The organism is Methylocystis bryophila (genome assembly GCF_027925445.1).
Classification (GTDB): domain Bacteria; phylum Pseudomonadota; class Alphaproteobacteria; order Rhizobiales; family Beijerinckiaceae; genus Methylocystis; species Methylocystis bryophila.
This window is the reverse complement of record NZ_AP027149.1, coordinates 4,439,159-4,466,144: the sequence shown is the minus strand read 5'-3', so window position 1 is coordinate 4,466,144 and position 26,986 is coordinate 4,439,159. Positions and strand designations below refer to the sequence as shown.

The window sequence follows — 26,986 nt, the reverse complement described above, 5'->3', positions numbered from 1 at the left end:
TTGGGGGAGCGGCCGCCGCGCGACGCCGCGACCGCGCTCGCTCAATAGAGCGTGTGGTTGAGCTCGTGGTTCAACGACTTCGTGATGGTGTGGTCGACGAGCATGGCTTTCAGGCCTTGCATCACCTCGTTGATTTTGGTGGGCTCCAGCTCGCAGATCCAGGGGAAGTTCTCCCTGAAGTCCTTCACCATCTCCTTCGCATCGGCATAGAACAGCCGATCCATCGGCGCGTGCTTATGCGTGTGCCTGTCGTTCAAGAGGTCGGTCGCCGTAGCGATGATCCCCTCGATGTTCTCCTGCCGGTCCCAAGACCGCGAAAAGAACTGCCACAGGTAGCGCTTTTGCACATAGTCGAAGAGTTGCATGATTTGCTGCTCGCTCATTCCGCGGCCTCCAGGAAGCGAACGGCTTGATCGTCGCGGATGTCGGTCGCAGCGAGTTTCAGCAGCGGGTTGTGGACGGCGTTGTAGGTGTCGCGAGCGAGGTTCACGAAGCCTTCGAAACCCATGTAGGGGCCGTTGTGGTACCCGTGGCCGTTCACATAGGGGATATGCAGCTTCTTCACGAGCTCGCCGACGCGCGGGCCGGTAAAGATGACGTCGGGCTTGACGAGATCGATGATCTCGAAGAACTCGAGCTCATTGCCGTCATCGATGTAATAGGTGCCGTTCTGTCCGCGCGCGATGACCTTCTCGAAGTCCTCCTGATGGCCGAACTTCGAGGACATGGCGACCACTTGGATGCCGAGGTCGTCCTCGACCGACTTGGTCCAGTGCCATAGGCGCGGGCCGCCGGTCCAGATCGCCATCTTCTTTCCTTGCAGGCGCTCCTTGTACCAGTCGAGCTTGCCCTTCCACTTAGCGTATTCCTCCTCGATCAGCTTCTCGCCGCGCTCCTCGATGCCGAAGAAGGCGCATATCTTGCGGATGCCCTCCGCCATATAGGAGAAGCCCCAGGAGTCGATGTCGAGGCGGGGAATGCCATATTGCTTCTTGAGCTCGTTGGCGATGTATCCCGAGGAGCGCGCGCAGTTCACGACATTGAGCTGAGCGCGGTGCATGCAGCGAAGGTCGTCATACGTTCCGTTGCCGGTAAAATGCGCGATGACCTGGATGCCGAGCCTGTCCCAATAGGTCTGCAGCAGCTGGGTGTCGCCCTGGATGTTGAAATCGCCGATGAAATTCATCGTGTAGTCGCTGGTGATCTCAGGCTCCAGCGTGCCGACCTTTTCGTTGATCCAGCCGATGTTGAGAACGTGGTGGCCCTTTGACTGCGACACGCCCGCAAAGCCGGGGCACTCGCAGGTGAAAATGTCGACGTCGGGTCGTTCTTGCATGACTTTCTTGGCGACCGCCTTGATGTCGTCGCCGATGAGCGCGGTGGGGCATGTCGTGTAGACGAACATGCGCTTGATGTCGGGCATTTCGTCGAAGGCTTCGTTGATCGACTTTTCGAGGCGTTTCTCGCCGCCGAAGACGATGTGGCTCTCCTTCATGTCCGTGGACCACACATATTTCATGTTGAAGTGGCCGTTGTCGGTCGGATAGCGCTTGGTGTGCCAGGTGTCGTAGGCGCAGCCGATCGGCCCATGGATCATCTGGATCGTGTCCTTGAGCACGCCGCCGATGACCAGCTTGGCGCCGCAGAAGGCGCAGCCGCGTTCGGACAGCGTGCCTGGGATCGTGGAGGCGTTGGAGACCGGCAGATAGTCGCGGGAGTCCTCACCCTCGACCTTGAGATAAATGTGCTGTTCACGTTCGGGTATCGCCTTGTCGCATTCCAACAGAACCATAGGCATGAGTCGTCCTCCTCACTGAAGGTGAGCTTCACAGCGCAGCGGCTTTCAGCTAGCGGCGCCGGAAGGAACTGGGCCAGTCCGTCACCGAATGACTCTGCAAACGCAGAATATGTGCCAGTATTATATTATGTAGCGATGATACATAGCTGGGCCGTCGCTCGATCGGCATATAATCGTAAAAACAACTAGATAGTGACTGTGATGAGACATTAGGCTGACTCCTCAAAAAATGAGCGGCCGGGGACGCCATGCTGTGCATATCTATAAAGAGATAAAAGGCGGCGGCCTGACTGCACAAATCCGAACTAAACGAATATCCGCTGTACCCAGCGGAGCATCTATAAGAGAATGAGCGCCAGCCGCGGTCGCGCCTGTTTGGTACATATCATGCATATATATTCCGACTATATAGCGAAAAGCGAGGGCGGTTGATGTCCGACGTTATGGAGGAGGTCCAGGCTCCGGTTCAACCGGCAGCGCGAGCGGAAGTCGCCTCGCACGCTTCCTCGCTTCGCGTCGCCGTCGCGACGCGGGATGGTCAGCGCGTCGACCTGCATTTCGGGGCCGCTGAATCCTTCCGGGTATTCGACGTGGACGCCGACGGGCCCCGTCTCGTGGAGGACCGCCAAATCGCCCAGCATGCGCTGAGCGAGGAGGAAGACAAGCGCGAGACCATCTATCGCATGATCAGCGATTGCTCGGCGCTTCTGGTCGCCAAGATCGGCGCGACGCCTCAGGAGGCGCTCGCCAAAATCGGGATCGAGTCCACCAATCTCCATGCAGGAAAAAACGTCGTCGACGCGTTGAGCGAATTCTATGCGGCGAAATTCGATGCGTGGCGGGACGCCCCGATCGACGCGACGGACTTCCGCCTTCTGCATGCCATGCTGCGCGTGGCGGACCTCGATCGCTCGATCGAATTTTACACGCAACGACTCGGCATGCGCGTGCTCGAGCGGCGCGAGCACAAGAAGAACATGTTTTCCCAAGCCTATCTTGGATACGGCGCGGATGGCGACGGCATGACGATTGAGCTCGTCGCCAATTGGCTGCGGGACGAATCCTATGTCCCCGGCGACGCCTTTGGCCACATTGCCATCGGCGTCGACAACATCACGCGCCTTTGCGACCGCCTGGCCGCTGCGGGCGTGCCGATGCCGCGCCCGCCGCGCTCCCAGCGCCATGGCGAGAATATCGTCGCCTTTATCGAGGATCCAGACGGTTACCGCATCGAACTGATTCAAGCGCCATCGCCAGAAGCGGCGGCGACGCTCGAAGGAGCCCCTTTGGCTCAATCTTGAAGACAGGAGTGAACATGTTACGTCAGATCGCCTTTTACGGTAAGGGTGGAATCGGGAAGTCGACCACCTCGCAGAACACGCTGGCCGCCCTCACAGAGCTGGGCCAGAAGATCCTGATCGTGGGCTGCGATCCGAAAGCGGATTCCACCCGCCTCATCCTCCACGCCAAGGCGCAGGATACGATCCTTTCGCTCGCCGCTTCGGCTGGCTCCGTCGAGGATCTCGAGCTCGAAGACGTGCTGAAGATCGGCTTCCGCGACATCAAATGCGTCGAGTCGGGTGGCCCGGAGCCGGGCGTCGGCTGCGCCGGTCGCGGTGTCATCACCGCGATCAACTTCCTCGAAGAGAACGGCGCCTATGAGGATGTCGACTACGTCTCCTATGACGTTCTGGGCGACGTGGTGTGCGGCGGCTTCGCGATGCCGATCCGCGAGAACAAGGCGCAAGAGATTTACATCGTCATGTCCGGTGAGATGATGGCCATGTATGCGGCAAACAACATCTCGAAGGGCATTTTGAAATACGCGATGTCCGGCGGCGTTCGTCTCGGCGGGCTCGTCTGCAACGAGCGCCAAACTGACAAGGAGCTGGAGCTTGCCGAATCACTGGCCGCGAAATTGGGATGCCGGCTCATCCACTTTGTGCCGCGCGACAATATCGTTCAGCACGCCGAGCTGCGCCGCATGACCGTGGTCGAGTTTGCGCCCGACTCCAAGCAAGCGGGAGAATATCGCCAGCTCGCAAATAAGGTTCACAATAATCAGGGCAAGGGCATTATTCCGACGCCGATCACCATGGACGAGCTGGAAGACCTTCTGATGTCGCATGGCATTATGAAGGCCGTCGACGAGAGCCAGGTCGGCAAGTCTGCGGCAGAACTCCACGTCGCCTAAAGAGAAGGGCGGCCAGGGCTTGTTCCCGGGCCGCCGTCGCACAAGATGGAGAGTTCGATGTCGGTGGAATCGGCGGTGGCGTATATTCGGCGCATGCGCTCGGATGACGCGTTCCGCAAAGGGATGAACGAGATTTCCGAGGATGAAGAAGGGAGCTGGGCGGCGATCCGCGAGGCCGGTTACGACTTCACGATGGTAGAGTTCAAAAGGGCGCAGGACGTCATTTACGAGGAGCATGGCGTCTCGCCGATGTGACGCGCTTTCGGTCTGCCGTAAACTCAGCCCGTCATTCTTTGGCGGGCGACTTCTTTTTGTCGTCCTGCGGCATGCGCGAGTCCGCCGTCCAGCGCAACTGCGGCGTCTATTATGGGCGCGCTCTTGGTTCCGGCGCGCTTTAGCGCCTATAGCGCAATAGCGCCTGCCGCTTGTCTGTGAAAAATTCGACGATACGATCGGCCAGAGCCGCGTCGACCGGCACACCATAGCGCTTTGCCGCGCGCAAGAGCTGCTCGGCGTCAACGCCCTGCAAGGACGCGAGACCGGCGTTGGCAAGGGCCAAAACCCGGCGCTTCAGCACCTCGTCTGAAACGTCCGCGAGCCAAGTGTCGCGGATCGCGCCAGGCGCGTAATTGGCCGGCGCGGAGAAGCTCGATCCTGCCGTGGAGATCGCCGCCGCCATGGAAATATCGGCTAGCAGCAGATTGAACATTTGGTTTTCGGTCATGTCAGCCATGTCATTCTCCATCGGCGCTTTGCGCAGCTCTAACGAGAAGCGCGTGAACGGAAATCTTCTATTGGCGACGGCAAGAACTGCGCCAAAGAGCGACGCTCCCCACGCGCCATGCAGGGCTTGCAAACGGCGCGGACGTCTCGGCTCAGCGTACGCCACGGTACGAACGCCCTGCGCTCATGACAAATTTGCACGGGAAGATGTTTCGCCTTCTCGCCGCTTCTTCTCTGGCCTGACGGCTTTTCCGCAAGCTTGGAAGAATTCTCGACGTGGCCGCAGTCTTGCAAAAAGATCTTCGCACATCGCGGAGGACGGCATGAAGCCCGACGAGATTCAGGCGCTGATGAATGAGCCAGCCTGCGCTCATAATAGGAAGTCGAAGTCCGGCTGCGCCAAGCCGGCGCCCGGCGCGACACAGGGAGGCTGTTGCTTCGACGGAGCGCGCAACGCGCTGCTGCCTGTCGCCGATGTCGCCCATATTGTGCATGGCCCTATCGGTTGCGCGGGCTCCTCCTGGGACAACCGCGGCACGCGCTCCTCCGGTCCCGACACCTATCGTATCGGTATGACGACCGATCTTTCCGATATGGATGTGATCATGGGCCGCGGAGAGAAGCGTCTCTATCGCGCCATTCGACAAGCTGTGGAGACGAGGAAGCCCGCTGCCGTCTTTGTCTATAACACCTGCGTTCCCGCGCTCCAGGGAGACGATATCGACGCCGTAGCCAAGGCGGCGTCCGAGCGGTTCGGCGTGCCCGTGGTCCCGGTCGATTGCGCCGGCTTCTATGGCAACAAGAATCTCGGCAACCGCGTCGCTGGCGACGCAGCCTATAAGCATATTATTGGCACGCGCGAGCCCGACGCGCCGCCGCCGGGATCGGAAATTGCGGGCGTCGCAAGGCACGACGTCAATCTCATCGGCGAATGGAACGTCGGTGGGGAGTTCTGGAGCGTCTCGCCGCTCTTCGACGAGCTTGGCCTTCGGGTTTTGTGCAGCTTATCCGGAGACAGCCGCTTTCGCGAGATTCAGACAATGCATCGCGCGGAGGCGAGCATGGTCGTCTGCTCCAAGGCGATGCTGCATGTCGCGCGCAAGCTCGAGCAGGATCACGGCGTCCCCTGGTTCGAAGGCAGCTTCTACGGGGTCAAGGATACGTCCGAGGCCTTCCGAGGTTTCGCTCGCCTATTGAGAGATCCTGATCTGACGGCGCGCGTCGAGGCGCTCATCGCACGGGAGGAGGCCCGCGTGGACGCGGCGCTCGCGCCCCTGCGGGAGAGGCTGCGAGGCAAACGCGTGCTGATCTTCACGGGCGGCTACAAATCCTGGTCTGTCGTCTCGGCGATGCAGGACCTCGGCATGGTCGTCGTCGCGACGGGAACGGAGAAATCAACAGAGGAAGACAAAGCCCGCATCCGCGAGCTGATGGGCCCGAACGCGCGCATGATCTCGGACAATGATCAGACCGCGCTGATCGACGCCTATCACGAATGCCAAGCCGACATCCTCATCGCCGGAGACCGCTATATCTATCCGACACTGAAGTCGCGCATTCCCTTCCTCGACATCGACCATGTCCGGCGCATCGGCTATGCGGGCTATGACGGCCTGATCGAGCTCGCGCGGAACCTCGACTTCGCGGTCCACTCGCCCGTCTGGGGATCGGTGCGCTCTCGTCCTTCCTGGGCAGAGGTCAGACCCGCGCGCGCGGTCGCTTGAGGAGACTTGCGATGGCGCAGATCCTCACCCCCACCAAAGCGCTCACGGTCAACCCTTTGAAGGCCAGCCAACCGATCGGCGCGTCGCTCGCCTTTCTCGGGCTTGCCGAGTGCATGCCATTGGAACATGGGGCGCGCGGCTGCGCCTCCTTCAACAAGCTGTTCTTCATGCGCCATTTCAATGAGCCGATCCCGTTGCAGACGACGGCGATGGATCAGACCACGACCATCCTCGGCGCCGATGCAAGCGTCGTCGAGGCGCTCGCGACAATCTGTCGAAAAAACCAACCCAAGATTATCGGTCTCGTGACCACTGGGCTCTCCGAGATGCAGGGGGCCGACGTGCTGCGCACCGTTCAGGAGTTCAGACGGAAGCATCCGGAATTCGCGGCCGTCGCCGTGGCGCCGGCTAGCGCCAGCGACACTTTGGGCTGTCTGGAGACCGGCTTCGCCGCCGGAGTGGAATCGATCATTCGGACCTTGGTTCCCCGTCGCCCACAGGCGCGCAAGAACCCCCGGCAGGTCAATGTGCTGGCCGGCGCTATGTTGACCCCGGGGGATCTCGAAAAGCTGCGCGAGTGGATCGAGGCGTTCGGGCTGACGCCGATCATCGTGCCGGATATCGGGGCTTCGCTCGACGGACATCTCATCGATGCGGGCTATTCGACGCTGACCTACGGCGGTGTCTCGCGCGCGGAGATCGAGACGATGGGCGAATCGATTGCGAGCTTTGTCATCGGACGCTCGCTCTCGCGCGCAGCCGACGCGCTGAAGGAAATCACTGGGGTTCCTGATTGGCGCTTCGATCAACTGATCGGCCTTGCCCAAAGCGACGCCTTTACCCAGACGCTCGTCGATGTTTCGGGCAAGGATGCGCCGGTGCGACTAGCGCGTAAGCGCGAGCAGCTCACCGACGCCATGGTGGACTGCCAATTCCAGTTTGGAGGCGCGCGCATCGGCGTTGCCGGTGACGCGGATGTCGTGGGCGCGCTGGCTGATTTCTTCATGGGAATGGGTTCGCATGTCGTGGCGGCGGTCGCCTCGGCCAATTCGCCGCGTCTCGACGATCTTGCCGTCGACTCTGTCGTGATCGGCGATCTCGAAGACTTCGAGACGCTCGTGATCGAGAATGGCGTTGACCTCATCGTCGCCAATTCGCATGGCGGGGAAATCTCTCGGCGCACGGGCGCGGCGCTGCTACGGGCTGGTTTTCCGATCTACGACGCCTATGGCGCGCAAGCGGAAGCTTGGATCGGCTATGGCGGGACGCGGCAATTGATCTTCACGGCGGCGAATCTGCTCTCGAACCACTATCAGGAGCTGCGGCCCTATGTGTCGCGGTTCCGCGCTGAGGCGGCGGAGTAAGCGATGCTGAAGATCGCCTTCGCGTCCACCGATCAGGAAAGAGTGAACCTGCATTTCGGCGGAGCCGAAAGTCTCGTGATCTACGACGTCTCGCCGGGCCGCGCGGATCTCGTCGGCGTCCAGCAGTTTTTGAAGGCGGAACAGATCGGCGAAGCGGGGCGCGCCGGGCTCAGCGGCTCCATGCAGGACAAGGTGATCCCGAAGCTCGAGTTCGTCGACGGATGTGCGGCCGTCTACGCCGCGTCCATCGGAGGCAACTCCGTGCGCAGGCTGATGGCGGCGGGCATTCAGCCGATCGTCGTCGACGAAGGTCACGAGATCCTGGATCTGCTGAACGAAGTCAGTCTCGCGCTCGTCTACGGCGGTTTGCCCTGGGTCGAGAAGGCCAAGAAGAAGGCCGCCGCGTCATTGTCGGCGGCCTCTGCAACGGGCGAGAGCCGAAAGCTCATCGCATCGATTGAGGAATTGGAATGAGTCCCATGACCACTCTCGACAGCGGCGGATGTCCTCGCAGCGAAGGCTCCTCGGCCTCCGAGGCCGAGACGATGCGGCTGATCCTCCAAGCGATCGCCGAGGCGCGTCCCGGCATTCAGGCTGACGGCGGCGACATCGAGTTCCTCGGGCTACGCGGCCACCGCGTCGAGGTGCGTCTGACCGGGAAATGCCTGACCTGCGCGCTCGCTGGCCAGACGCTCGGCGCGATTCGGCGCAGGCTTATGGAGGCGCTGGATCAACCCGTCATGGTCGTGCCGATCATGGAGTAGGACCCAGCTTACGCATCCCCGTCGCCGGGGAGATCCGTTCTGAAGGGAATGTCAATGATGGCGATCGGAGACTTGGCTCGGGCGGGAACGGGTGGCGTCACGACGTCAGCCAAGACGGGAGGATGCGCCTCCTCCACCTGCGGTTCTTCGGAGGGACCGAGCGATCTCGCCCCGCAGATTTGGGAGAAGGTCAAGGATCATCCCTGCTACTCGGAGGAAGCGCATCATTATTTCGCGCGCATGCACGTGGCCGTCGCGCCGGCCTGCAATATTCAATGCAATTATTGCAACCGGAAATTCGACTGCGCCAACGAAAGTCGGCCAGGCGTCGTCTCGGAGCGCCTAACGCCGGAGCAGGGCGCGCGCAAGGTCATCGCCGTCGCGCAGAGCGTACCGCAGATGTCGGTGCTCGGAATCGCGGGCCCCGGCGACGCGCTTTATGATTGGCGGCGCACCAAGGCGACTTTCGAGCTCGTGGCGCGCCAGCTGCCGGACATAAAGCTCTGCCTCTCGACGAACGGCCTCTCCCTGCCGGAGCATGTCGACGAGATCGTCGCGATGAACATCGATCATGTGACCATCACGATCAACATGGTCGACCCCGAGATCGGCGCGAAGATCTACCCGTGGATCTATTTCGAGCACAAACGCTGGACTGGCGCCGAAGCGGCGCAGCTTCTGCACGAGCGGCAAATGCTCGGTCTCGATATGCTCGCCCAGCGGGGAGTCCTGGTGAAGGTCAATTCGGTTCTGATCCCTGGCGTCAATGACGAGCATCTCGTCGAGGTGAACCGCGAGGTGAAGGCGCGCGGAGCCTTTCTGCATAATGTCATGCCGTTGATCTCGGAGGCTGCGCACGGGACCTATTACGGACTGACGGGCCAACGCGGCCCCACAGCGCAGGAGCTGAAAAAAGTTCAGGACGCCTGCGAGGGCGGCGCGAAGATGATGCGCCATTGCCGCCAATGCCGGGCCGATGCTGTCGGCCTGCTCGGGGAAGACCGCGGTCGGGAATTCACGCTCGACAGGTTGCCGGTTCTGACCAAGGTCGACACGGCCGAGCGCGACGCCTACCGCGAGGAGGTCGAGCGCAAGCGCGGCGCCCACCGCGCCGCCAAGGCGAGCGCCAGCGCGCTGATCCGGGAGAACTCGGACCTACGCACCCTCACCGTCGCAGTGGCGACCAAAGGCGAGGGCCTCATCAATCAGCACTTCGGCCACGCCACGGAGTTTCAGGTCTATCACGCGGACGGCCGCGGCGTACGCTTGCTCGGCGCGCGCAGGATCGACGAGCACTATTGCACAGGCGGGCTCGGAGAAGACTCGGCGCTCGCCGGCATCATCGAAATTCTGAGCGACGTCGATGTGCTGCTTTGTGCGAAGATCGGCGATTGTCCCAAGGAAGAGCTCGCTCAGGCCGGCATCGAGCCGAGAGACGACTTCGCCTATGAATTCATTGAGGCGTCGATCGCCACGCTCTATGCCCGGCGACGTGAGGTCGCGCGGGCCGACGCCTGATCCGCATGCAGAGAAGAGGAGAGAGAAATGGCCTACAGAATCATCGCTTCCCAATGCACGGCCTGCGGCGCGTGCGAATTCGAGTGTCCGAACGGCGCCATCCGCATGAAGGGCGAAACCTATATCATCGACGCGGGCAAGTGCACGGAATGCGATGGCGACGGACCCCGCTGCGTCGAGGTCTGCCCCGTCGAGAACACCTGCGTCAGAGCGTGATAGGGGGAGGAGTCCATGCTCATTCTCACGCGTCCGGCCATCGGCGCGATCCAGTCCGCCATGCTGCAGAATGACAAGGCCGGCTTTGGCGTGCGCATCGCCGCCGAAGGCGGCTGCTCCGGCGCAAAATTCTCGATGCGTTTCGAGGCGGAGCCCTTGAGTGAGGACGTCGTCATCGAAATCCGCGATGTTCGCGTCTTCGTCGACGAGGCGTCGATGGATATTCTGCGGGGCGCCACCGTGGATTACACCCCGGACGGCGACGCTCGAGGGTTCAACTTCACGCTCGATCCGGAGACGAGCTTGCAAAGCTCCTGCAAGAGCCAGCCCTCGGAAACGGGAACTTGCGGTTCGGCGTCGGGCCGCTCCTGCTCTTGCAGCGCGAGCTTTCAGTGACGCTGCGGTTGCAGCGCTCTCGAACGCGCGCCGGTCCCACGCGGCCTTGAGATCAGTGAAAATCCTTGTGGTTGAGCTTATATTTCCCCATGCGTAATCCAAGGATCCGCCGTGTGAGCCCAAGCATCTTGGCGGCTTCCGTCATGTTTCCCTTCTGAACCTTCAAAGCCTCGATGATCATCTCATATTCGACAGCGTTGAGCCGCGTCTCGAGGTCGCCTTTGCACTCGACTTCGGAGAGCACGGGCATTTGCAGCGAGGGCGGCAGATTGTCGCCGTGAATGACCCCGTCGTCGGAGAGGATGATGGCGCGCTCAATCACATTCTCGAGCTCGCGCACATTGCCGGGCCAGTGATAGGAGAGGAGCATATTGATCGCGGAGGTCGAGATGCGCTTCACCTCCATGCCGAGCTCGTCGGAGAAGCGGGCGACGAAGTGATCCGCCAGCGCGACGATGTCGTTGCAGCGGTCGCGTAGGGGCGGGATCGTAATGGGGAAAACATTCAGCCGGTAGTACAGGTCCTCACGGAAAGTTCCTTTATCGACCATTTCGGCGAGGTCGCGATTGGTCGCCGCGAGGACCCTCAAATTGACCCTGATCGGCATATTGCCGCCGACACGCTCGAAGCTTCTCTCCTGAAGGACCCGCAAGAGCTTGGCTTGGACCGGCAGGGAAAGCTCGCCGACCTCGTCTAGGAACACGGTTCCGCCATTGGCCTCCTCGAAGCGGCCCTTTCGGGCGCCGACCGCGCCGGTAAACGAACCCTTCTCGTGACCGAAAAGCTCGCTTTCGATCACGCTTTCGGGCAGCGCCGCGCAATTGAACTTCACGAAGGGCCCCTTGGACAAGGGGCTGTTGAAGTGAATGGCGCTGGCGACGAGCTCCTTGCCGACGCCGCTTTCGCCAAGGATCAGCACGGTCGTCTTGGTGCGGGTCACGCGGTCGATCAATTGATAGACTTCCTGCATCGGCTTGGAGCTGCCGATGATGTTGGACGGCTTGAAGCGCGCCTTCAACGCGCTGCGCAGGCGGCGGTTCTCGTTCTCGAGCGCGACCTTCTCGACATTTTCGATCAGATAGAGTTCGGCGGATTGCGCCGTCAGCGTGGCGAGCATCGACAAGACTTCGACATCGAGCCGCAACAGCCGCGCATTGTCGTAAAGACGTTCGGCGCTGATCGTGCCGAGCACGCGCTTGCCGCGCGTGATGGGAACGCAAATGAAGCTCACTTTCCGGTCGAGCTCGCCGGTGCGGCTGCCGGTGCGGTTGAGGAAAGCGGGCTCCTCGCTGATCTTCGGCGCCACGATGGGCTGTCCGGTCTCCACGACGCGGCCCGTCACGCCCTCACCCAGAAAATAGAGTCCCTTGGCTTCCTCCTCCTCGGTGAGGCCGAAGCTCTTATGGATGAAGATGTCGCCAGACCCCGGCTCGAACAGGCTGATCATCGCGCGCACGACGTTCATATGCGACTTCAAGACGTCCAGCAGGATTTGCAACGTCTCCGACAGATCGCTGGTTGCGTTGGCGATCCGGCTCATCTCATTCATGAGTGGAAGAACATTCGTTCTGCACTCGCCGAGATCGCAATCGCAGGCATGAGGCTCGAAGGGCGTCAGCTGCGGGATCGGCTGAGAGCCTTCGCTTGAGCGACTCTTCTCAGCCAATGCAGTTTTCTCGGCCACTAATCGCCTCCGTCGTGAATGCAATAAGCTGCCTGAGCGGGCCCGAAGGCGTTGAAGCATGGCCCACGCTTCGTCGCCTTGAAAACGGGGTCTTCATCGCGGTCGCCTCGGCAAGCATTTCAGCCTCCCGCCGCGCCGCCCGCCCGGAGCTCGGGACACAGAGGCCTCGAACGCGGCGAATATCGCAGGGATCGATCGATGAAGCCTTCAACTGTCCTTGCTCGGCGCATCCCTGTCGCGCTGCTTCCGCCGCCTTTCGAGCGTGAAGGATCACGAAGCGCCTCCTTGTCGGCGCGTCAGAACTCCTGCAAGTATTAGGCCGAAGAAATCGGCGCCGGATTTCCGGGGGGCTGGTCGTAGATATTGTTTATAAAGCAATCTATTATGAGCATGATGGCCTGTCGTCTTATCGTGATGCAGATGAAATATATAGCGAAATGCTTCTTATGGAGCGCTTTGGCAAGCTTTCGGGCGCCGGGCTGCGGGTCGAAACGCTGCTCTCGGCTCTAAATCTGGCTGTAATCGATAAAGCTCGGGTCCGCCGCGCGGCGCGCCAGCCGGCGGGCCCGCTCCAGTTCCTCCGTCGTCAGCAGGGAGTCGCGGACGCGGTTGAAGAGCGGATTGAGATAGCCGTCGAGCCCGTTGAAGAAGGGCGAGCGCGCTTTGAGCGCGTTCTTTCGGAAACGCAAGCACTTGTAGCACATTGGCGATCGCGCCAGATAGTCGCGCGGCCTGATCCAGTAGACGACTGCGAAGAGACGGATTCCCGTCGCGAGCAGCTCGCGAAACGCGCGGAACCACCAGGCGCGCTCGTAGCAAAGGGATTCCAACTGGATCGTGCAGATTTTGCAGGAGGCGGTCGATTGCGGGGGCAGCTTGGGTTCGGCGCCGATGAAACCGACCATGGACGGGCTCCTAGATCACGCTGTGTTCAGGCGGAATCGCCTGAACACAGAAAACGTGATCGATTCCAAAAGTGTAGAACGCGATGCGAAAAACCGGTTTCCGCTTTTTCGCATCGCGCTCTAGCGCGTCTCCCGCTCGAACGGAATCGTTCGAGCGGGAAACGCGCCAAATCAAAAGGTTGGAGCATGTCTTGACCGGAAAACCGCTTCGCACTTTTCCGCGACATGCTCTTGTCTTTCCGTCGCAGGAGGCAATCTTCACGCCATCGTAGTCAGTCCCGATCAAGGTCGGAGGCAATAGCGGGCCGCTTCAAGCGATTTTTTGAATCAAGAATGCGCGGACCTTATTCAGATAGCGATCGACGGTCCTGACCGTCACGCCGAGCCGCATGGAGATTTCGCAGTGATTCAGGCCGTCGATGTAATAGAGCGAGAAGGCCTTTCGACACGGGAGCGGAAGGAGGCTCAGGAACCCGCATAATTGCCGGAGCTCCAAGCGGCTTTGGACGCTGGCTTCCGTCTCGCCGGGGTCTTCGACAGAATGTTGGTCCGCCTCGTCATCGCGATAGCGCGAGCGCGACCGCGCCTTGCGATGCTCATCGATGATGAGGTTGGCGACAATTCGATGGAGATACGTCTGAGGGCTTGCGGCCGTCGCGATCGCTCCATCCTCGAAGGCGCGAAGAAATGCCTCTTGAACGAAGTCTTCCGCATCATGCGATCGTGCGCGTCTGCGCGCGAAAGCCCTGGCCGGCTTAGCATAGGCGCGGTAGAACGCATCGAAGTCGAACGATGGTTCCTTCGCGGTTTCTTGCCCGGAACTGCATGATCGCGGATCGTCGCTGGCGCGATCACGCTGCTTCTTGAAAGTCGAGCGCGTCATGACGCCGACGCGTCCAAAGAACAGAAGTCTCCTGCGCGGGCGACGGCGGCCGCAAAGGCAGTCGTCGGTTGGTGCGCGAAGAGCGGCAGCACGTTCCCCGCGAGCGCGACGAAGCACGCGCCCAACCGCGCCTCAGCAGATCTTTGATCGGCGCTCACCCACATGTCGCGCACCCAGGTTGCGATGTTTCTGCGCTTTTCTTGGCTGCTCTCCCGCCCTCCGAAAGGCCGCTGAAGGGCAGGCTCTCAATCAGGGCGGCGAGCGAGCGCGCGGTCTCCTCGCGCAACTTCATCCGGCGAGAGCGCGCGCGCTCCGGTTCTGTTTGGACAGGCGGGGGCAACCACAAGGGCGCGACAGCGCTCGCCTGCGTTCTCACCCATCAACGCCGCTCGTCGCCCGAGATCACGCTGCGTTTTGGCGGAACCGCCTGAACGCAGAAAACGTGATCCATTCTAAAAGTTTAGAGCGCGATTCCCGTGAAAACCGCTTTCCACTTTTTCACATCGCGCTCTATCGCTTCCCCTTGCCCTCGCTTTCGGGTCCGGAGCCGGTCGCCCAAGGATTGGAATAGCGTTCCGCAGTCAGAAGATTCTCGTCGTTGAGCGTTTTGAGAAACGCCGCAAGATCAGCTTTTTCCTGCTGCGTCAGATCAATCTTGACGATGAGGCTGCTCTTGAGCGGGCTCAACGCGCCGTCGCCGGCGTTCGGCCCCGCCTCGATCTTGCGGCCGCCGCGCGCATAAATGTCGATCACGTCTTCCAACGTCGCGACCGTCCCGTCGTGCATGTAGGGAGCGGTCAGGGCGATGTTGCGCAGGCTCGGCGCGCGGTATTTGCCCATGTCGTCGGCATCGTTCGTCACGTCGAGCAGCCCACGATTGGGAAATGGATAGGCGCCCTTGCCGTCGACGTCATAGAGCCCGGTGTTGTGGAATGGCGTCTCGGCTTCGCGCGTCTTCACGTGAACGAACTGATCGTCGAGATTGACGGTGCCGTGGCAGTGGTGGCATTCCGCCTTCTCGCCGAAATAGAGATCGTGCCCGCGCTGCTCCTGTTCGGTCAGCTTGATCTTGCCGTCCAAATATTGGTCGTAACGGCTGCCGAACGACACGACGCCGCGCTCGAAGGCGGCGATCGCCTTGATAATCGTATCGAAGCTGATCGGGTCGGCCTTTTCGGGAAAAGCCGCCTTGAACCGATTGCGATAATCCGCGTCGGCGCGAAAGCGCGCGACGATCTCGGGCTTGTTGGCGTCGTTCACGCCCATCTCGATGGGGTGCTCGCCAAACAGCGGATTCTCCATCTGCCGCTCCAGCGTCACCAGCGCCGGATTGGCCCAAGTGTAGGTGGCGTGCCAGGCGGAGTTGACGATCGAGGGCGCGTTGCGCGGCGTGTGCTCGCCCGTTGAGCCGAGAGACGTCACCCGGCCATCGGTGAAGGCGCGCTCTTGCAAATGGCATGAGGAGCAGGCGAGCGTTCCATTGCCCGAGAGACGCTTATCGTAGAAGAGTCGTCGCCCGAGCTGGAATTTTTCTTCCGACATTGGATTGTCGGCGGGAACGCGCGGCGGCGGCACGTAAGAGGGCAAGTCCCAGCTCCAGGCCAAAGGCTTGCTTTCTTCAGCGAAGGCTGCAGGCGCGAGGAGGAGCCCCAGCCCTGCGAGGAGCGCGCGCGCGCGGGTCACGGCTTCGCTCCCGACACGGCGACGACGGGCCTGGCCGAGAAGATGGAGGAGACGCCGGGCTTCGTCTGTAAGCCGGCGCCGGCGCCGCCGGGCGGATTGAGGCCTATGGCCTTGAAGATCGCCGGGCATTCGGGATCGTCGAGCGCGCTCATGCAGCCGACCGCGCCGCCCTTGTCCATGCTGACGTCGCTCTCCTTGAAGAGCGTCGTCAAATCGAGATTGACCTGCTCCGTCTTCGGATCGAAGCGATCGAGCGTGACGGTGAAACGATTGGGCTGCGCGCAGGAGACGATCTCGCCCGTCGCCGGATTGCCCTTGCAGCCACTGGAGCCCAGATGAACCATCCAGGTTCTGGCCTTGGCCCCGTCGGACAGAGCGACGAAATTCGACGGATCCACTTCGACCGAAAAGAATCGGCGCCCGGCTTGCCAGTTCCAGGACATGGCCTGAACATCGAGCGGCGGCGGCGCGGTCTCGACATTCGAGTGGTTGAGCGCGACCGTTTTGCCGTCGATCTGGCTCTCGACGGGCACGCCAACCGAAAACTCGAGCCCCACATAGTCGCCCGCGGGCGTGCTTCCCGTGATCGCGCTGTTCTTCGGGGGATTGGTCGGGCTGCACGGCGCGCTGCCGCCGCGCGCGTCTCTGAAGTCGAGGAGCGCGAGATTTGCGTATTGCCAGTCGTTTTGCGCGAGCGCGATGGGGGCTCGCCCGCCCTTCTTGTCGATGAGCTTCACGTCGTAGACGTAAAACCGCGCCTCGCGCAGCTTGGCGTCCACCTTGCTTGCGCCGAGCTTGGGAAGCGGGGCGGCGCAACCGACCGGCTTGCCGTCAAGCGTGAGCGAGAAGCTGATCATGACGGGTTGTGGGCTCGCGAGCCCCGCGGCGATTGACGGAACGCTCGCTCCGAGAGCGAGCGCCGATCCAAGAGCGACGACGAGCGGAAGGCGCATCTGTTACCTCTTTGTTTCAAGCTCTGACGCGAGCCGATGTTGCAGTGACGGGCAGGGGAGGCGACGAGGACGAGCAAGCGACGTCGCCGAAGCCCCGAAGGTTTTCAGAGTTCCATGCGCAAGGTGCCGAGCACCGAGCGGGGCGCGCCGGGCGTCAAGGAAAAGCGGTTGGCGAAAGCTGGGTTCCAGCCGTAAAAATACCGCGTGTTCGTAAGGTTATCGACGTTGATCTGCGTCGTGACCCAGGTGTTTCCGACCTGGAATCTGTATCCGCCCATCAATCGCACGAGCGTGTAAGCCGGTATGATGAAGGAGTTCGCCTGGTCGCCCCAGGCCGTGCCGATGCGCGAGACGCCGACGGCGCCGGTCAGGCCGCGAAAAGCGCCGTCCGCGTCATATTTGACCCAGAGATTTCCGGTGTTGTCGGGCACGCCGGGAAAGCGATTGCCCTTGACCGGGACGTTGTTGATGAGGTCGAATGGATCGGCGAAGTTGAACGGCGAGCCTTTCGTGACCCGCACGTCGACATGCGAATAATTGGCGATGACGCTCCAATTGCGATCAATCCGGCCCGTGATGTCCAGCTCCGCGCCGTGGCTCCTGGCGCTGAGAAGGTCGTAGTAGGCCAAGAGGGCGGAATCCGCCACCGCCATGTTGTGTTTGTTGATGTCGAAGAAAGCCGCCGTGGCGGTCAGCTTCTTGTCGAAGAATTCCGCCTTCACGCCGCCTTCCCATTGAATCGCCGACTGCGAGGGCAAAGGAGCGAAGGTCTTCGCATTCAAGCCATTGTTCAGGCCATAGGACTCCGTATAGCTGCCGTAAACGGAGAACCACGGCAGAGGCTGAAAGACGACGCCTACGCGCGGACTGAAAAACTTATCCTTCGTGGTGCCGTAATGGCCGAAGGGAGAGGCCCCGGGGAGATTGGCCAGCGTCAGCGTGTCGTTGTAGGTGGGAAAGAGGCTGCCGACGGCCGTGCCGGTGGAGGCCGACGCGATATCGTATCGCCCGCCCAAGAGGACATGCAGCTTGTCGTCGGCGAAGGAGATGAGGTCCTGAGCGTAGAAGCCCTGCCACTCCTGCTTTTTGACCAGAGCGATCGTGCTGCATTGGTAGCCGCACCCAAAGGGCGAGCCGCCATAGCCGGCGAAGGGGTTGATGGCGCTACCGAGCAGGCCGCCGTTGCCGTAGAGGGGCGCGAAGATGTTGAGCTGCGTGGGCACGAACCCATAGAATCCGTCGTCCACATCGTTGAAGTTCAGGTGATCTATCCCCACGAGCCCGGCATGCTCGAACATGCCCGTCGTGAAATTGCCTTTGAGTTCGAGGTTTCCGGTGATCGAACGCACGACGTCTGGAAACCACATCGCCTGATTCCATGCGGTTCCTAACGGGACCGGGTTGAAATTCGTGAAGTCAAAAGTGCACGGGCCTCCTGCCGCGTCAGGATAGGGAGGGTTGTTCAAGCACGCAAAATAGTTGTTGGTCGTCATGTTTCGCGAGTTGTTGTAAGCGAAGCGCTGCGTGATGTTCCAGTCCTTGTTGAGATCGTATGACCAGTCGAAATTGACGTAGCGCTTCAGGGACTGGTCCGGATTCGCTCCGGTGAAGCTGATGTCCTCCAAATAGGTGTTGATCGGAATCGGCGCGGGGTGGTTGCCGAAGGCAGGAAAATTCGGCTGAGTGTCGACGTTGGATGAATCTTGATACTCGGCTCGCAGATTGGCTTTGAACTGCTCGGTCGGGTGAAAGGTGAGCACGCCCGAGCCGAAGTTTCTCTGCGACCAGACGTGGTTTATGAAGGATCCATCACGCGTGATTTCGGCGTCGACGCGGTAGAGCCAGCTCTTGTCCGACGTCAGCGGACCCGTCGCATCGACGAAGGTTCGCGTCGACCCAAAGCCGCCGGCCTGCTCCGTGAGCGAGTAATAGGGCGTCTCGAGGGGTTGCCGGGTGACGAAGTCGACGAGGCCGCCCGGCTCCGAGCGGCCGTAAAGAACCGAGGCCGGACCCTTGACGACCTCGATCGCCTGCAGGTTGGCGGTGCTCGGACAGTATTCGTTCGGATCGAGCAGCCCGTTTCTGTAAACCTGCGCGATTTGGTTCGAGCCCGTCGGAAATCCGCGAACGATCAGGTTCTGCGAGCTGCTGCAATCGCTCGGCAGCAGCGCCACGCTGCTGACGTTGGTGGCGATCGTCTCATTGACGTTGAAGTGCGGCTGATCGTCCATCTGCTCGCGCGTCACGACCTTCACGCTGATCGGCGTCTGCATGAGCGGCGCGTCGATCTTGGCGGAGATGGCTTTCTGCGCGTCGTAGCCGGTGTAGCGGTCGCCGCTCTGCTGCGTGAGTTGGGCGGTCTGCGAGGGCGGCAGCGCGGCATAGGGCGAGCCCGCTTCGGCGGGCGGACTCGGGACGGGAGCGACCGGCTCGGCAGGCGCTTGCGCCGCCCGGAGGCGCGGTCCGCCGCTCGTTCGCGCATGCTGTTGGGGCATAGCCTTCGGTCGCGTCTTCGGCGTGTTGATTTCAATCGTCGGCAAGTTTTGCTGCGCGAGTGAGGGGACAGCGACGAGCGCAACCGCGCAGATTGAGGCTCCGCGCAAAAGTGTCGAGCGAGGCATAAACATCTCCTGTAGCGGCGGGGAGCGTCCGAACGAATTTGAGCCGCTTTCTCTGCTGGCGTCGCAGCAGCTTCGACGAAATTAGAACGAGCTTCCGAGATCGCGCCTCTACAAAATTGTAGAAGCGTATCGACTACGGAGCGGGATTTAGTTTGCTTTGAAGATTTTCTTTTCGCTTGTGACCAAAAGGTCACAGTTTTGGCGTGGCAAAAAAGTCACACTCGACCTCGTTAAATCCACGCTCATAGAGAACAGCTGACATTAGTCATGATGCAGACGGCGGCGAGGAATGTTTCGGCGTTGCGAGCGTAGCGAGCGGCGACGCATCGACGGGCCGCGTTCCGGTCTCGACTGCAGCCCCACGCGCCACCCGGCGTGAGTCATATTCAGGGCCAAAGACCTTTGTCGGTCTCATAGGCTGCGTCGGCGCGGGCGATCTCGGCCTCGCGCGTGGTCGCCGACCAGCCGCCGCCGAGAGCTTGATAAAATGTCGTCGCCGCCTGGTAGCGCGCGAGGCGCACTTGCTCCAAAACCAGCTGGCCTTGAAAATAGGCGGTCTCGTTCGTCGCCAGCGTCACGATGTCGATCGTGCCTTCGCTTAGCCTCGCCTGCGCCGCCGTGAGCGCCTGCCTCGCCGAGGCCACGGAATCTTCCTGCAAGCTCAAGTGACGCTGCGTCTGAGCGATGGCGATCAACGCATTTTCCGTGTCGGAGAGCGCGGTGAGCGTCTGTTTGCGGTAATTTGCTGCGAGCTCGGAATATTTGCCCTTCTGGAGCTCATACTGTCCTTGCAGATTCCAGCCATCGAAGAGCGGCTGCGTTGTCGTGGCCAGCACCTGCCAGAAGATCGCCTGGGGCGTCGCCAAATTCCTCCAGACGATGCTCTCCACGCCATATTGGCCGGTGAGCTGGATCTGCGGAAAGAATGCGGCGCGCGCCTGGAGAACCGAGAATTCCTGCGAGGCGAGCCTGGCTTCAGCCTCGGCGACATCGGGCCGACGCAACAGCACCTCTGATGGCAGTCCGGGGTCGATCTTGGGAAAATGCAGTCTCTTGAGCGTCGTTCCCTGAATCGAGAAGCTCTCCGGCGTTCGCCCCAGGAGAACCGCGAGAAGATTGATCTGCTGCGCCAACGTCTGTTGCAGCGGCGGAATCATCGCGAGCTGCGTGTCGTAGACAGTCTGCTGCTGCGCCACGTCGAGCACGGTCGCGAGCCCCACCTCGCGACGAGCCTTCAACGCCGTGAGCACCTTACCGGCGATGCGGGCGTTCTCGTTCACGATGCGCAGCTGGTCCTGCGCGTTGAGCACCGCGAAATAGGCGTTGAGCGTCGAGGCGACCGTCGCAATCTCGACGACTTGGCGATTGAAGCGGCTGGCGTTGGCGAGCAGTCGCGCCGCCTTGGAGGCGTCCTGATTCACGCCCCAGATGTCCAGCGTATAGCTGGCGTTGAGGCCGAGCGAATAAAAATCGATGCGTCTCGCGCCGAAGGGGCTGCTGCTCGTGGAAGACGCGGTGGCGAGGCCGGCGCTGTTGCCGACGCCAACCCCGTACACCGTGCTCGGAATCTGAAGGCGCTCGAAATTATTGACGTTGGAGAGGGTCGGAAACAAAGGCGCGCTGGAGACGCGCGCCTGGGCGTCCGCCTCCGTGATGCGTGCGACGGCGGCGGCGATGTCGTTGTTGCCTGCAAGCGCCTCGTCGATGACGCGCGTGAGCTCCGCTGAGCCGAAGCGCCCGGCGAATTCATGCGCGGAATGGAACGAGGGCGCGGAAGTCGGCGCCGCAGCGCGAAAGCGTTCCGGGAGCGGCGTGGCGAGGTCGGGCTTCTCCCACTCGAGGTCGCAGCCGGCCAGCGCGAGCATGGCGCAAAGCGCGATCAAGCCGGCGCAGCGCCTGATGTGAACCGGCAGGGACAAGTTCGGCTCCTCACACTGCTACAACACGCGAGCGGCCACTGACGCAGCTGCGCTATTTGAGTCGACCGAGAGCCCGACAACGTCGCCCGCGTCATCGGGATCCCGTCACGGTTTTGGGGGCTTCTTCTCGTCCTTTTTGGCCCCCGGCGCCGGCGCGGGGGCGGGCGGAGGAACCGGCGCGGCGGGCGCCGCCGAGCCGAGATTGGCGCCGAGACCGAACAGTCGCCACTGCCCGTCGACCGGCGCAAAGAGCATTTCGAAGTTGAGCCGCGACGACGCCGACGGAAAGAACCCCGCAAAATGCAGCATGCCGTTCTGCGTGATCTCCGGCATGACCGTCAGTTGCGGCTCCATGACGAGCGCGCCCGAAAGATCGACCTTGTCGCGTCTGAGATAGGCGAAAATCTCGCCAAGCCGGGCGGGGTTGTTGGCGGCGGCGAAGCCCGGCGCGGCCTGATCCCGCAACACCGTGTAATTGCCGGTCTTGTTGGCTTGGTCGAGAGCGGAAAGCGCGTTCCTGAGCAAGATCAACAGGCCGTTGCGGTCGATCTGCGCCTGCGTAGCCGGCGCTGGCGCGGGGGGCTTTGCGGCGGTTTCGGCCGAGGCGGGAGAGAGAGAACTCGTCGCCCAGAGCGTCGCCAGAAGAACGGCGACGAGAGTGCGCTTGCTTGACATGCGAATCCTGCTCCAGGGGTCTGTGGCCTTTTTTCATGCGATAAGGGCTCGCGGCGACCAGCGCCGCGAGCCCCCAGGACTGTTGTCAGTCTTTCATGGACGAGGCGACGCTCACCATGAGTAAGTCGCTCCCGCGCGGGCGCCGACGCCACCATAGTTGAGGCCGACGCCGACGCCCCCATCGAGCACGATGTTCTGGCTGACGCGCGCCTGCACATTGCCGCCGAAGGCGTTCTGCTGGCGGAACCCGCCCCAATGCGCCGAGATGGCGAACTGCTTGCCCTCCGGCAAGATCGCGCCCTGCGTAGCCAAAGCGACCGCCGTGCCCTCGTAGCTGCGGCGCACGCTTCTCTGCAAGTCATAGACCTGTTGTTGCAGACCCTGCTGACCCGCATAAAGCGCAGCGATGTCATTCGGCCCGAACTGGCTCGCGCCCAACGTGCCGTTGGGGTCCGAAGTCATGAAGCGCACAGGCCCGACCTGAGCCGCCGTCGAGGTCCCGAGCCCGCCGATCACAACCTGACCGGCTTTCGTCGCCACCGCGCCATTGCCGATCGCCACTGAGTTCGGGCCGTTGGCGACCGCATTATTGCCGATCGCCACCGCGCCATTGCCCGCTGCGGCGTTCTGGTTGCCCAGCGCCACCGCGCCGTCTCCGACCGCCGAGTTGTTGGCGCCGAGCGCCACCGCGCCCGTGCCGATCGCGACGTTGGGATCGCCGATGGCGACCGCGCCGTTGCCGATCGCCTGCTGTCCCAGGCCGATCCCGACAGCGCCAGCGCCTGAAGCGACGCCGCCGCCGGTGACGCTGCCGGGCGCGCCGAGCGAGACCGCGCCGGGTCCGTAAGCCGAAACGTTAGCGCCGATCGCCGTGGCTCCCGTCGTGCTGGTGCCGCCGCCCTGTGCGGTCGAATAGTAGCCGACCGCCGTGTCGCCCTTGCTGCTCGCATAGGATTGGCTGCCCAGGGCGGTGGAGTAGTCGCTCTGCGCGTAAGCGCCCTGACCGAAGGCGGAGGAATTTACGCCGATGGCGTAGGCCGCCTGACCGACGGCCGTGGCGTTGTCTGCGTGGGCATACGAAAACTGGCCGATGGCGGTGGCGTTGTTTACGTTATTGGCGAACGCGTAGTTGCCGAGGGCTGTGTTGTTGTTGCCGATGGCGTAAGCATAGTTGCCGACGGCCGTGGCGCCTTGGCCCCAGGCGGTGGCGAGATAGCCGGTGGCGGTCGCCGCTCCATTGCACACCCCAGGCGTCCCGACGCCGCAGCTGCCCGGCGTGGCGTTCGGATTCCCGCCGCCGATGGCGGACGCGCCCGTGCCCGTCGCCACGTCGCCAGCGTTAGCCGCGGCGGCGCCGAAATTAATCCCGTCCGAGCCGCCGATCGCGATCGCGCCGGGCGCGGCGCCGGTTGCCGGGAGACCATGGTAGTAATTTCTGAGGTTGAAGCCGGCAGCCGCGCCTTGCATGCCGTTCGAGCCGCCGCCGATCGCCACGCCGCCAACGGAGTTGGCGGAGACAGATGCGCCGTTGCCGTTGGAGGCGCCGCCGCCGATCGCCACGGCGCTGGTCGCGCCAGCGTTGACCGTGGCGGCGTTCGCGCCGGTGAACGCGCCAGTCACTTGGTTGTTTGTCCCATCGGTGCCGCCGATCGCCGTCGAAGAGCCGCCAGACGCCGTCGTGAAATAGCCGACGGCGGTGTCGCCCGCGGTGCCCACGCCGGTCGTATTCGGAATGTTGCCGTTCCAGGTGGAATTGGAGGGCCCGGGGTTGAACGCCGCGCTGCCCGCAGCGGCGCCGGCGCCGAGGGCAAGCGTGTTGTTGCCGCCGGCCCAGGAGCCCTGGCCCACGGTGGTGGCGTTCTTGGCGGTGGCGTAGGCGAACTGGCCAACCGAGGTGGCGTTGTCGGAGTTGGTCGCCGCCAACTGGCCGACGGCGGTGGAATTATAGCCCGCGGCGATCGTCCAATTGCCGACGGCGGTGGCTAGAGAAGCGTTGCCGCTGATCGCCTTGCCGGCGAGCGTGCCCGACGCGGCGCCGATGAGAGGGTTGTAGTTGTCGGGGTTGGTGGCGGTGCCGCCGCCGATGTTGGCGTTGGAGGGTTTCGCTTGCGCAAACTGGCCGAGGGCGGTGGCGCCCATGTTGGTGGCCTGCGCCCAGGCGCCAACTGCCGTGGCCCCGAAGTCGATGCTGCCGCCGCCTTTCGCAAATGAGCGGGCGCCGATCGAGGTGTCCCAAGCCGAGTTTGCAAGCGAGCTCGCGCCGACGGAGGTCGTGTCGGCCGCGTTGGCCTTCGCCGCGCCGCCGACGGCCACCGCCGCCGTCGTGGGCGTCCCGCCCCCCATCGCAACGGAGCCCGCGCCGGCCGCGACGTCATTGGCGGCATTGGCGGACGCGCCGTTGACGGCGCCAGACCCATTGCCGCAGGCCAAAGCGGTGGCGACGCCGTTGTCGGTCGCAGCATTGGGACCGCTATTGGTCGAGGAGCAAATTTCCGCCTTGGCGGCGCTCGGCGCGAAGGCAAAGGCAAGCGCCGCCACGGCGACGCCGTGAAACAGCGTCCGCTGCAATGACGTCTTGCTTGAGAAGCGCGCCTTGGGCTTTTCAGCCGCGCGCTGCCATGAACTCCAACACTGCTCTTTCATTGGGGCCTCCTACCGGCGCTCTTTTGTGGGTCTTGCCGCCCTCCGAAGGAGCAGAACGACCGCCGCTTTTTCTGCCGTCATCGCGGCAGCGCCGGAAAGTTAGAACGGGCTGCGGAGATAGCGCCTCTACAGGATTGTAGAAGCGCTCTTCGGCGGCGCTCGTTTTCTTGTCTGAATTGAAGTTTTCTGGGCAGGCGTGACAAAATAGTCACACTTTTCCTGTGGCAAAAATATCACACTGCTTAGGCGTTGGTCTCAAAATACCGCTTGTTAACGCTCTGCGCTTCGTCAACAGGATTTATAGCGAGCTTTTGCTTTCTTGAAGACTATATTGGCGCTCGACGGCTTCGGCCCGACACGGGTGTCGTCAATATTCCGACTCGCTGACCGTAGTTGCAGGGACTCGTGGCTTTTCGCCGACTTCGGCCGAAGCTGAGCTTGTCAAAGGTAACGAAGTGTGACCAAAGCTTGGTAAGCGTCGGAGAACGCGCGCGCCGATGAGGATGGGCGGAACGAAAGGGATGAGACGCAACGCGATCGCTGTTGTGCTTTTTGCTCTGGCGCTGGGGCTCAAGGTCCTACTGCCGGCCGCGACCCCCGGCCATGCCGCGACCGTCCCCGGCCAAGGGACAGTTCTCCAATATTGCATAAGCGCCGTTACATACGGCGCAGGCGGTCAACAGCACGCGCCCGGCAAGGGCGGCCACGTTGCCGCCTGTCCGATCTGTCAGCTCTCCTGCGAGGGCTCGTTCGCCTCCTTGGAGCGCGCGCCGTTGCAGGCCCCTGTGGCCCTTCACGACCGCGTCGAGCTTTTTGGGCGCGCCGACGGCGCCGAGCCGCCGAGACCGCTCGCCTCGGCGCATCAGCCTCGGGCGCCTCCCTCCTGCTGACCCGTTGTCGCGCGAGTTCCCCCTTGCGTCTGCTCGGGCGAAAAGCGTGCGCGTTCTCTCAGGCGTCCCGAAACGCCTGATCGCACTTCCCCCTCACCGCTGCGGCAATCGGCTTCGCCTGTCTTCCCGGCGATGCGTCCTGCGCCGCCGCAATGAATAGCGCCGCCGCTCAAGCCGGCTTGGCGCCTACAGCGGAATTTCCCAAAATGTCAGCAACCCTTTCAAGCTCAGAGCTATCCGGTCAATCCGATCAGACGGATCTACTCATCGAGCAGATTTACGAAGCGACCCACTGCCCGGAGCTGTGGCCCGCCGTCCTCGAGCAAATCGGACGGATCATCGACGCCCCCTTCGGGTTCGTGATCATCGGCGATCCCGACGCCGCCCGATGGGCGAACACGCCAGCATTCGACGAAAAGACGGCGCGCCTTGTCCGCGAGCGTTGGCTGACGCGTGGGGCCTATCCACGCAAGCTTTCGCAAATTTGCGCTCCCCGCTTCATCGCCGACCAGGAAGTCATGACGCTCGAGGAACTCCGGGGCGAACCGCTTTTCTCCGACTTCTGCTTCCCCTCGGACCTCGGATTCGGGGCGACGACCGGCCTGGAGTTGCCGACCGGCGAGCGCGTCACGATCGGCTGGAGGCGCAGGTTCGGGGCGGAGCCGCTGGGCCTGGACGAGCTCAAACGGCTTGATTCGTTGCGTCTCGCGCTGATCCGCGCGGTGTGGATCGGAGCGCGGTCGCGCCAGCGCGGCATGGCCACCGTGGTCGACACGTTGGCGGCGGTGGGCATGCCTGCGCTGATTCTCGATGGCGATCGACATGTCCTTGCGGCGAACGGACTCTTGGAAACGATCAAGCTCGATGTCGCATGGTCCGGAGGCGGATTTGCGCTACGGGACCCAGCCGCCGACGCCAGTTTGAGAGACGCGCTGGAGCGTATGAAATCCGGCGACACGGGCGCAGTTACAACCTTCCCCGTCAAGGTCAAATCCGGCCGGGGCTACGTCGCCCGCCTCCTGCCCCTGCGCTCGCATGACAGCTTCGCGCGGGAAGCCGCGGCGCTGGTGCTGGCGTCCGCCGGAGCGCGATGCGCGCCTCCCGAAGCGTTGCTGCGATCGCTCTTCGGTCTGACGCCCTGCGAAGCCAGGGTCGCACGCGCCCTTGCGAGTGGAAAAAGCGTGAGCGAGATCGCCGCGAATGAAAGCGTCTCTCCGGGCACGGTGCGAACCCATGTGCGCGGCGTGCTCGAAAAGACCGGCAGCAACCGCCAAATCGACGCCGTGGCCTTGTTGGTGGGAATGCCGCTCTCGCTGGGCTAATTCTTCTCTTGGAGAACCAGACTGGCGCAGGGGGCCAGGAATCCGGCGGTCGCCGCGAAAGCGGCAGGGCCGCCGGCCCGGCTTCCAGCGGGAGCTGGGCTCGATCCGAGC

The 26,986-nt window shown here is 62.5% G+C and carries 24 protein-coding genes; 12 read left to right on the top strand and 12 right to left on the bottom strand.

From position 1 onward, the window contains the following. Nucleotides 1–41 precede the first annotated feature (41 nt). Both vnfG and vnfD read right to left on the bottom strand, forming a co-directional pair. Entirely contained in the window at nucleotides 42–383 is a 342-nt protein-coding gene (gene vnfG, locus QMG80_RS20640) for a V-containing nitrogenase subunit delta (protein WP_085770886.1), read from the bottom strand. Next, nucleotides 380–1,798 (bottom strand): nitrogenase vanadium-iron protein, alpha chain, encoded by a 1,419-nt coding sequence (gene vnfD, locus QMG80_RS20635; RefSeq protein WP_085770885.1) that lies wholly within the window; start codon nucleotides 1,796–1,798, stop codon nucleotides 380–382. Before vnfD ends, vnfG begins: the two co-directional genes overlap by 4 nt. Before the next feature lie 431 nt (nucleotides 1,799–2,229). On the opposite strand from vnfD, the gene gloA reads away from it, so the two are divergent. From gloA to QMG80_RS20620, 3 genes are read left to right on the top strand one after another with little or no spacing between them, the layout of a single operon-like run. Then, entirely contained in the window at nucleotides 2,230–3,099 is an 870-nt protein-coding gene (gene gloA / locus QMG80_RS20630; RefSeq protein ID WP_245300110.1) for a lactoylglutathione lyase, read from the top strand. Nucleotides 3,100–3,107: 8 nt separating this feature from the next. After that, on the top strand, nucleotides 3,108–3,992 hold the full coding sequence (nifH, locus tag QMG80_RS20625) for a nitrogenase iron protein (RefSeq protein WP_085770883.1): 885 nt from the start codon (nucleotides 3,108–3,110) through the stop codon (nucleotides 3,990–3,992). Nucleotides 3,993–4,049: 57 nt separating this feature from the next. Next, on the top strand, nucleotides 4,050–4,247 hold the full coding sequence (locus QMG80_RS20620; RefSeq protein ID WP_085770882.1) for a Nif11-like leader peptide family natural product precursor: 198 nt from the start codon (nucleotides 4,050–4,052) through the stop codon (nucleotides 4,245–4,247). Between the two features lie 139 nt (nucleotides 4,248–4,386). On the opposite strand, the gene QMG80_RS20615 is transcribed toward QMG80_RS20620, so the two are convergent. Then, nucleotides 4,387–4,725, bottom strand: coding sequence for a hypothetical protein (locus QMG80_RS20615; protein ID WP_158658635.1), 339 nt, complete (start codon nucleotides 4,723–4,725; stop codon nucleotides 4,387–4,389). A gap of 313 nt (nucleotides 4,726–5,038) precedes the next feature. Here QMG80_RS20615 and nifE point away from each other — a divergent pair, with 313 nt between their 5' ends. The 7 genes from nifE to QMG80_RS20580 are packed head-to-tail and all read left to right on the top strand — an operon-like array spanning nucleotide 5,039 to nucleotide 10,697. Further along, nucleotides 5,039–6,439, top strand: coding sequence for a nitrogenase iron-molybdenum cofactor biosynthesis protein NifE (nifE, locus tag QMG80_RS20610; protein WP_085770880.1), 1,401 nt, complete (start codon nucleotides 5,039–5,041; stop codon nucleotides 6,437–6,439). A gap of 11 nt (nucleotides 6,440–6,450) precedes the next feature. Further along, on the top strand, nucleotides 6,451–7,803 hold the full coding sequence (gene nifN, locus QMG80_RS20605; protein ID WP_085770879.1) for a nitrogenase iron-molybdenum cofactor biosynthesis protein NifN: 1,353 nt from the start codon (nucleotides 6,451–6,453) through the stop codon (nucleotides 7,801–7,803). A 3-nt stretch (nucleotides 7,804–7,806) separates the two neighbouring features. Next, the gene (locus QMG80_RS20600) at nucleotides 7,807–8,277 is read left to right on the top strand and encodes a NifB/NifX family molybdenum-iron cluster-binding protein (protein WP_085770878.1); all 471 of its coding nucleotides are present in this window, start codon (nucleotides 7,807–7,809) and stop codon (nucleotides 8,275–8,277) included. Nucleotides 8,278–8,282: 5 nt separating this feature from the next. Continuing rightward, nucleotides 8,283–8,567 (top strand): NifU family protein, encoded by a 285-nt coding sequence (locus QMG80_RS20595; RefSeq protein ID WP_158658634.1) that lies wholly within the window; start codon nucleotides 8,283–8,285, stop codon nucleotides 8,565–8,567. A gap of 54 nt (nucleotides 8,568–8,621) precedes the next feature. After that, the gene (gene nifB, locus QMG80_RS20590; protein ID WP_085770876.1) at nucleotides 8,622–10,085 is read left to right on the top strand and encodes a nitrogenase cofactor biosynthesis protein NifB; all 1,464 of its coding nucleotides are present in this window, start codon (nucleotides 8,622–8,624) and stop codon (nucleotides 10,083–10,085) included. 27 nt (nucleotides 10,086–10,112) lie between these two features. Then, nucleotides 10,113–10,301 carry a 4Fe-4S dicluster domain-containing protein gene (locus QMG80_RS20585; protein WP_085770875.1) on the top strand — a complete coding sequence of 63 codons (189 nt, stop codon included), beginning with the start codon at nucleotides 10,113–10,115 and terminating at the stop codon, nucleotides 10,299–10,301. Between the two features lie 15 nt (nucleotides 10,302–10,316). Continuing rightward, nucleotides 10,317–10,697: a HesB/IscA family protein gene (locus tag QMG80_RS20580; protein WP_085770874.1), complete on the top strand. Its 381-nt coding sequence runs from the start codon at nucleotides 10,317–10,319 to the stop codon at nucleotides 10,695–10,697. A gap of 52 nt (nucleotides 10,698–10,749) precedes the next feature. On the opposite strand, the gene QMG80_RS20575 is transcribed toward QMG80_RS20580, so the two are convergent. From QMG80_RS20575 to QMG80_RS20535, 9 genes are all read right to left on the bottom strand, one after another. Beyond that, nucleotides 10,750–12,246: a sigma-54 interaction domain-containing protein gene (locus tag QMG80_RS20575; protein WP_102938176.1), complete on the bottom strand. Its 1,497-nt coding sequence runs from the start codon at nucleotides 12,244–12,246 to the stop codon at nucleotides 10,750–10,752. 641 nt (nucleotides 12,247–12,887) lie between these two features. After that, nucleotides 12,888–13,286 (bottom strand): hypothetical protein, encoded by a 399-nt coding sequence (locus tag QMG80_RS20570; RefSeq protein WP_085770872.1) that lies wholly within the window; start codon nucleotides 13,284–13,286, stop codon nucleotides 12,888–12,890. A 310-nt stretch (nucleotides 13,287–13,596) separates the two neighbouring features. Further along, nucleotides 13,597–14,169, bottom strand: a complete 573-nt coding sequence (locus QMG80_RS20565; protein WP_085770870.1) for an RNA polymerase sigma factor — start codon at nucleotides 14,167–14,169, stop codon at nucleotides 13,597–13,599. Between the two features lie 510 nt (nucleotides 14,170–14,679). Next, nucleotides 14,680–15,852 (bottom strand): methanobactin export MATE transporter MbnM, encoded by a 1,173-nt coding sequence (locus QMG80_RS20560; protein ID WP_085770868.1) that lies wholly within the window; start codon nucleotides 15,850–15,852, stop codon nucleotides 14,680–14,682. Beyond that, the gene (locus QMG80_RS20555) at nucleotides 15,849–16,805 is read right to left on the bottom strand and encodes an MbnP family copper-binding protein (RefSeq protein ID WP_085770867.1); all 957 of its coding nucleotides are present in this window, start codon (nucleotides 16,803–16,805) and stop codon (nucleotides 15,849–15,851) included. Before QMG80_RS20555 ends, QMG80_RS20560 begins: the two co-directional genes overlap by 4 nt. Nucleotides 16,806–16,909: 104 nt before the next feature. Then, complete coding sequence (locus QMG80_RS20550; protein WP_158658633.1) at nucleotides 16,910–19,426, bottom strand: TonB-dependent siderophore receptor; 2,517 nt, start codon at nucleotides 19,424–19,426, stop codon at nucleotides 16,910–16,912. A gap of 386 nt (nucleotides 19,427–19,812) precedes the next feature. Then, a complete protein-coding gene (locus QMG80_RS20545) occupies nucleotides 19,813–21,345 on the bottom strand; it encodes an efflux transporter outer membrane subunit (RefSeq protein WP_245300108.1) in 1,533 nt (510 codons plus the stop codon). 105 nt (nucleotides 21,346–21,450) lie between these two features. Next, entirely contained in the window at nucleotides 21,451–22,020 is a 570-nt protein-coding gene (locus tag QMG80_RS20540; protein ID WP_085770865.1) for a hypothetical protein, read from the bottom strand. Nucleotides 22,021–22,131: 111 nt separating this feature from the next. Further along, nucleotides 22,132–24,663: a YadA family autotransporter adhesin gene (locus QMG80_RS20535; protein ID WP_085770864.1), complete on the bottom strand. Its 2,532-nt coding sequence runs from the start codon at nucleotides 24,661–24,663 to the stop codon at nucleotides 22,132–22,134. 521 nt (nucleotides 24,664–25,184) lie between these two features. Between QMG80_RS20535 and QMG80_RS20530 the strand changes: the two genes are divergently transcribed. Then, nucleotides 25,185–25,553, top strand: a complete 369-nt coding sequence (locus tag QMG80_RS20530; protein ID WP_158658632.1) for a hypothetical protein — start codon at nucleotides 25,185–25,187, stop codon at nucleotides 25,551–25,553. Nucleotides 25,554–25,759: 206 nt separating this feature from the next. Next, nucleotides 25,760–26,875 (top strand): helix-turn-helix transcriptional regulator, encoded by a 1,116-nt coding sequence (locus QMG80_RS20525; RefSeq protein WP_158658631.1) that lies wholly within the window; start codon nucleotides 25,760–25,762, stop codon nucleotides 26,873–26,875. The last annotated feature ends 111 nt before the right edge of the window (nucleotides 26,876–26,986 follow it).

Excerpts from the sequence above, each read along its gene's own strand:
- QMG80_RS20525 (WP_158658631.1), top strand. The coding sequence starts at position 25,760 with ATGTCAGCAACCCTTTCAAGCTCAGAGCTATCCGGTCAATCCGATCAG.
- QMG80_RS20615 (WP_158658635.1), bottom strand. The coding sequence starts at position 4,725 with ATGGCTGACATGACCGAAAACCAAATGTTCAATCTGCTGCTAGCCGAT.
- QMG80_RS20585 (WP_085770875.1), top strand. The coding sequence starts at position 10,113 with ATGGCCTACAGAATCATCGCTTCCCAATGCACGGCCTGCGGCGCGTGC.
- gloA (WP_245300110.1), top strand. The coding sequence starts at position 2,230 with ATGTCCGACGTTATGGAGGAGGTCCAGGCTCCGGTTCAACCGGCAGCG.
- QMG80_RS20540 (WP_085770865.1), bottom strand. The coding sequence starts at position 22,020 with ATGTCAAGCAAGCGCACTCTCGTCGCCGTTCTTCTGGCGACGCTCTGG.
- QMG80_RS20535 (WP_085770864.1), bottom strand. The coding sequence starts at position 24,663 with ATGAAAGAGCAGTGTTGGAGTTCATGGCAGCGCGCGGCTGAAAAGCCC.
- vnfD (WP_085770885.1), bottom strand. The coding sequence starts at position 1,798 with ATGCCTATGGTTCTGTTGGAATGCGACAAGGCGATACCCGAACGTGAA.
- QMG80_RS20600 (WP_085770878.1), top strand. The coding sequence starts at position 7,807 with ATGCTGAAGATCGCCTTCGCGTCCACCGATCAGGAAAGAGTGAACCTG.
- nifB (WP_085770876.1), top strand. The coding sequence starts at position 8,622 with ATGATGGCGATCGGAGACTTGGCTCGGGCGGGAACGGGTGGCGTCACG.
- QMG80_RS20565 (WP_085770870.1), bottom strand. The coding sequence starts at position 14,169 with ATGACGCGCTCGACTTTCAAGAAGCAGCGTGATCGCGCCAGCGACGAT.
- QMG80_RS20555 (WP_085770867.1), bottom strand. The coding sequence starts at position 16,805 with ATGCGCCTTCCGCTCGTCGTCGCTCTTGGATCGGCGCTCGCTCTCGGA.
- QMG80_RS20550 (WP_158658633.1), bottom strand. The coding sequence starts at position 19,426 with ATGCCTCGCTCGACACTTTTGCGCGGAGCCTCAATCTGCGCGGTTGCG.
- vnfG (WP_085770886.1), bottom strand. The coding sequence starts at position 383 with ATGAGCGAGCAGCAAATCATGCAACTCTTCGACTATGTGCAAAAGCGC.
- QMG80_RS20575 (WP_102938176.1), bottom strand. The coding sequence starts at position 12,246 with ATGAATGAGATGAGCCGGATCGCCAACGCAACCAGCGATCTGTCGGAG.
- QMG80_RS20580 (WP_085770874.1), top strand. The coding sequence starts at position 10,317 with ATGCTCATTCTCACGCGTCCGGCCATCGGCGCGATCCAGTCCGCCATG.
- QMG80_RS20570 (WP_085770872.1), bottom strand. The coding sequence starts at position 13,286 with ATGGTCGGTTTCATCGGCGCCGAACCCAAGCTGCCCCCGCAATCGACC.
- nifN (WP_085770879.1), top strand. The coding sequence starts at position 6,451 with ATGGCGCAGATCCTCACCCCCACCAAAGCGCTCACGGTCAACCCTTTG.
- QMG80_RS20530 (WP_158658632.1), top strand. The coding sequence starts at position 25,185 with ATGAGACGCAACGCGATCGCTGTTGTGCTTTTTGCTCTGGCGCTGGGG.
- QMG80_RS20595 (WP_158658634.1), top strand. The coding sequence starts at position 8,283 with ATGACCACTCTCGACAGCGGCGGATGTCCTCGCAGCGAAGGCTCCTCG.
- nifE (WP_085770880.1), top strand. The coding sequence starts at position 5,039 with ATGAAGCCCGACGAGATTCAGGCGCTGATGAATGAGCCAGCCTGCGCT.
- QMG80_RS20620 (WP_085770882.1), top strand. The coding sequence starts at position 4,050 with ATGTCGGTGGAATCGGCGGTGGCGTATATTCGGCGCATGCGCTCGGAT.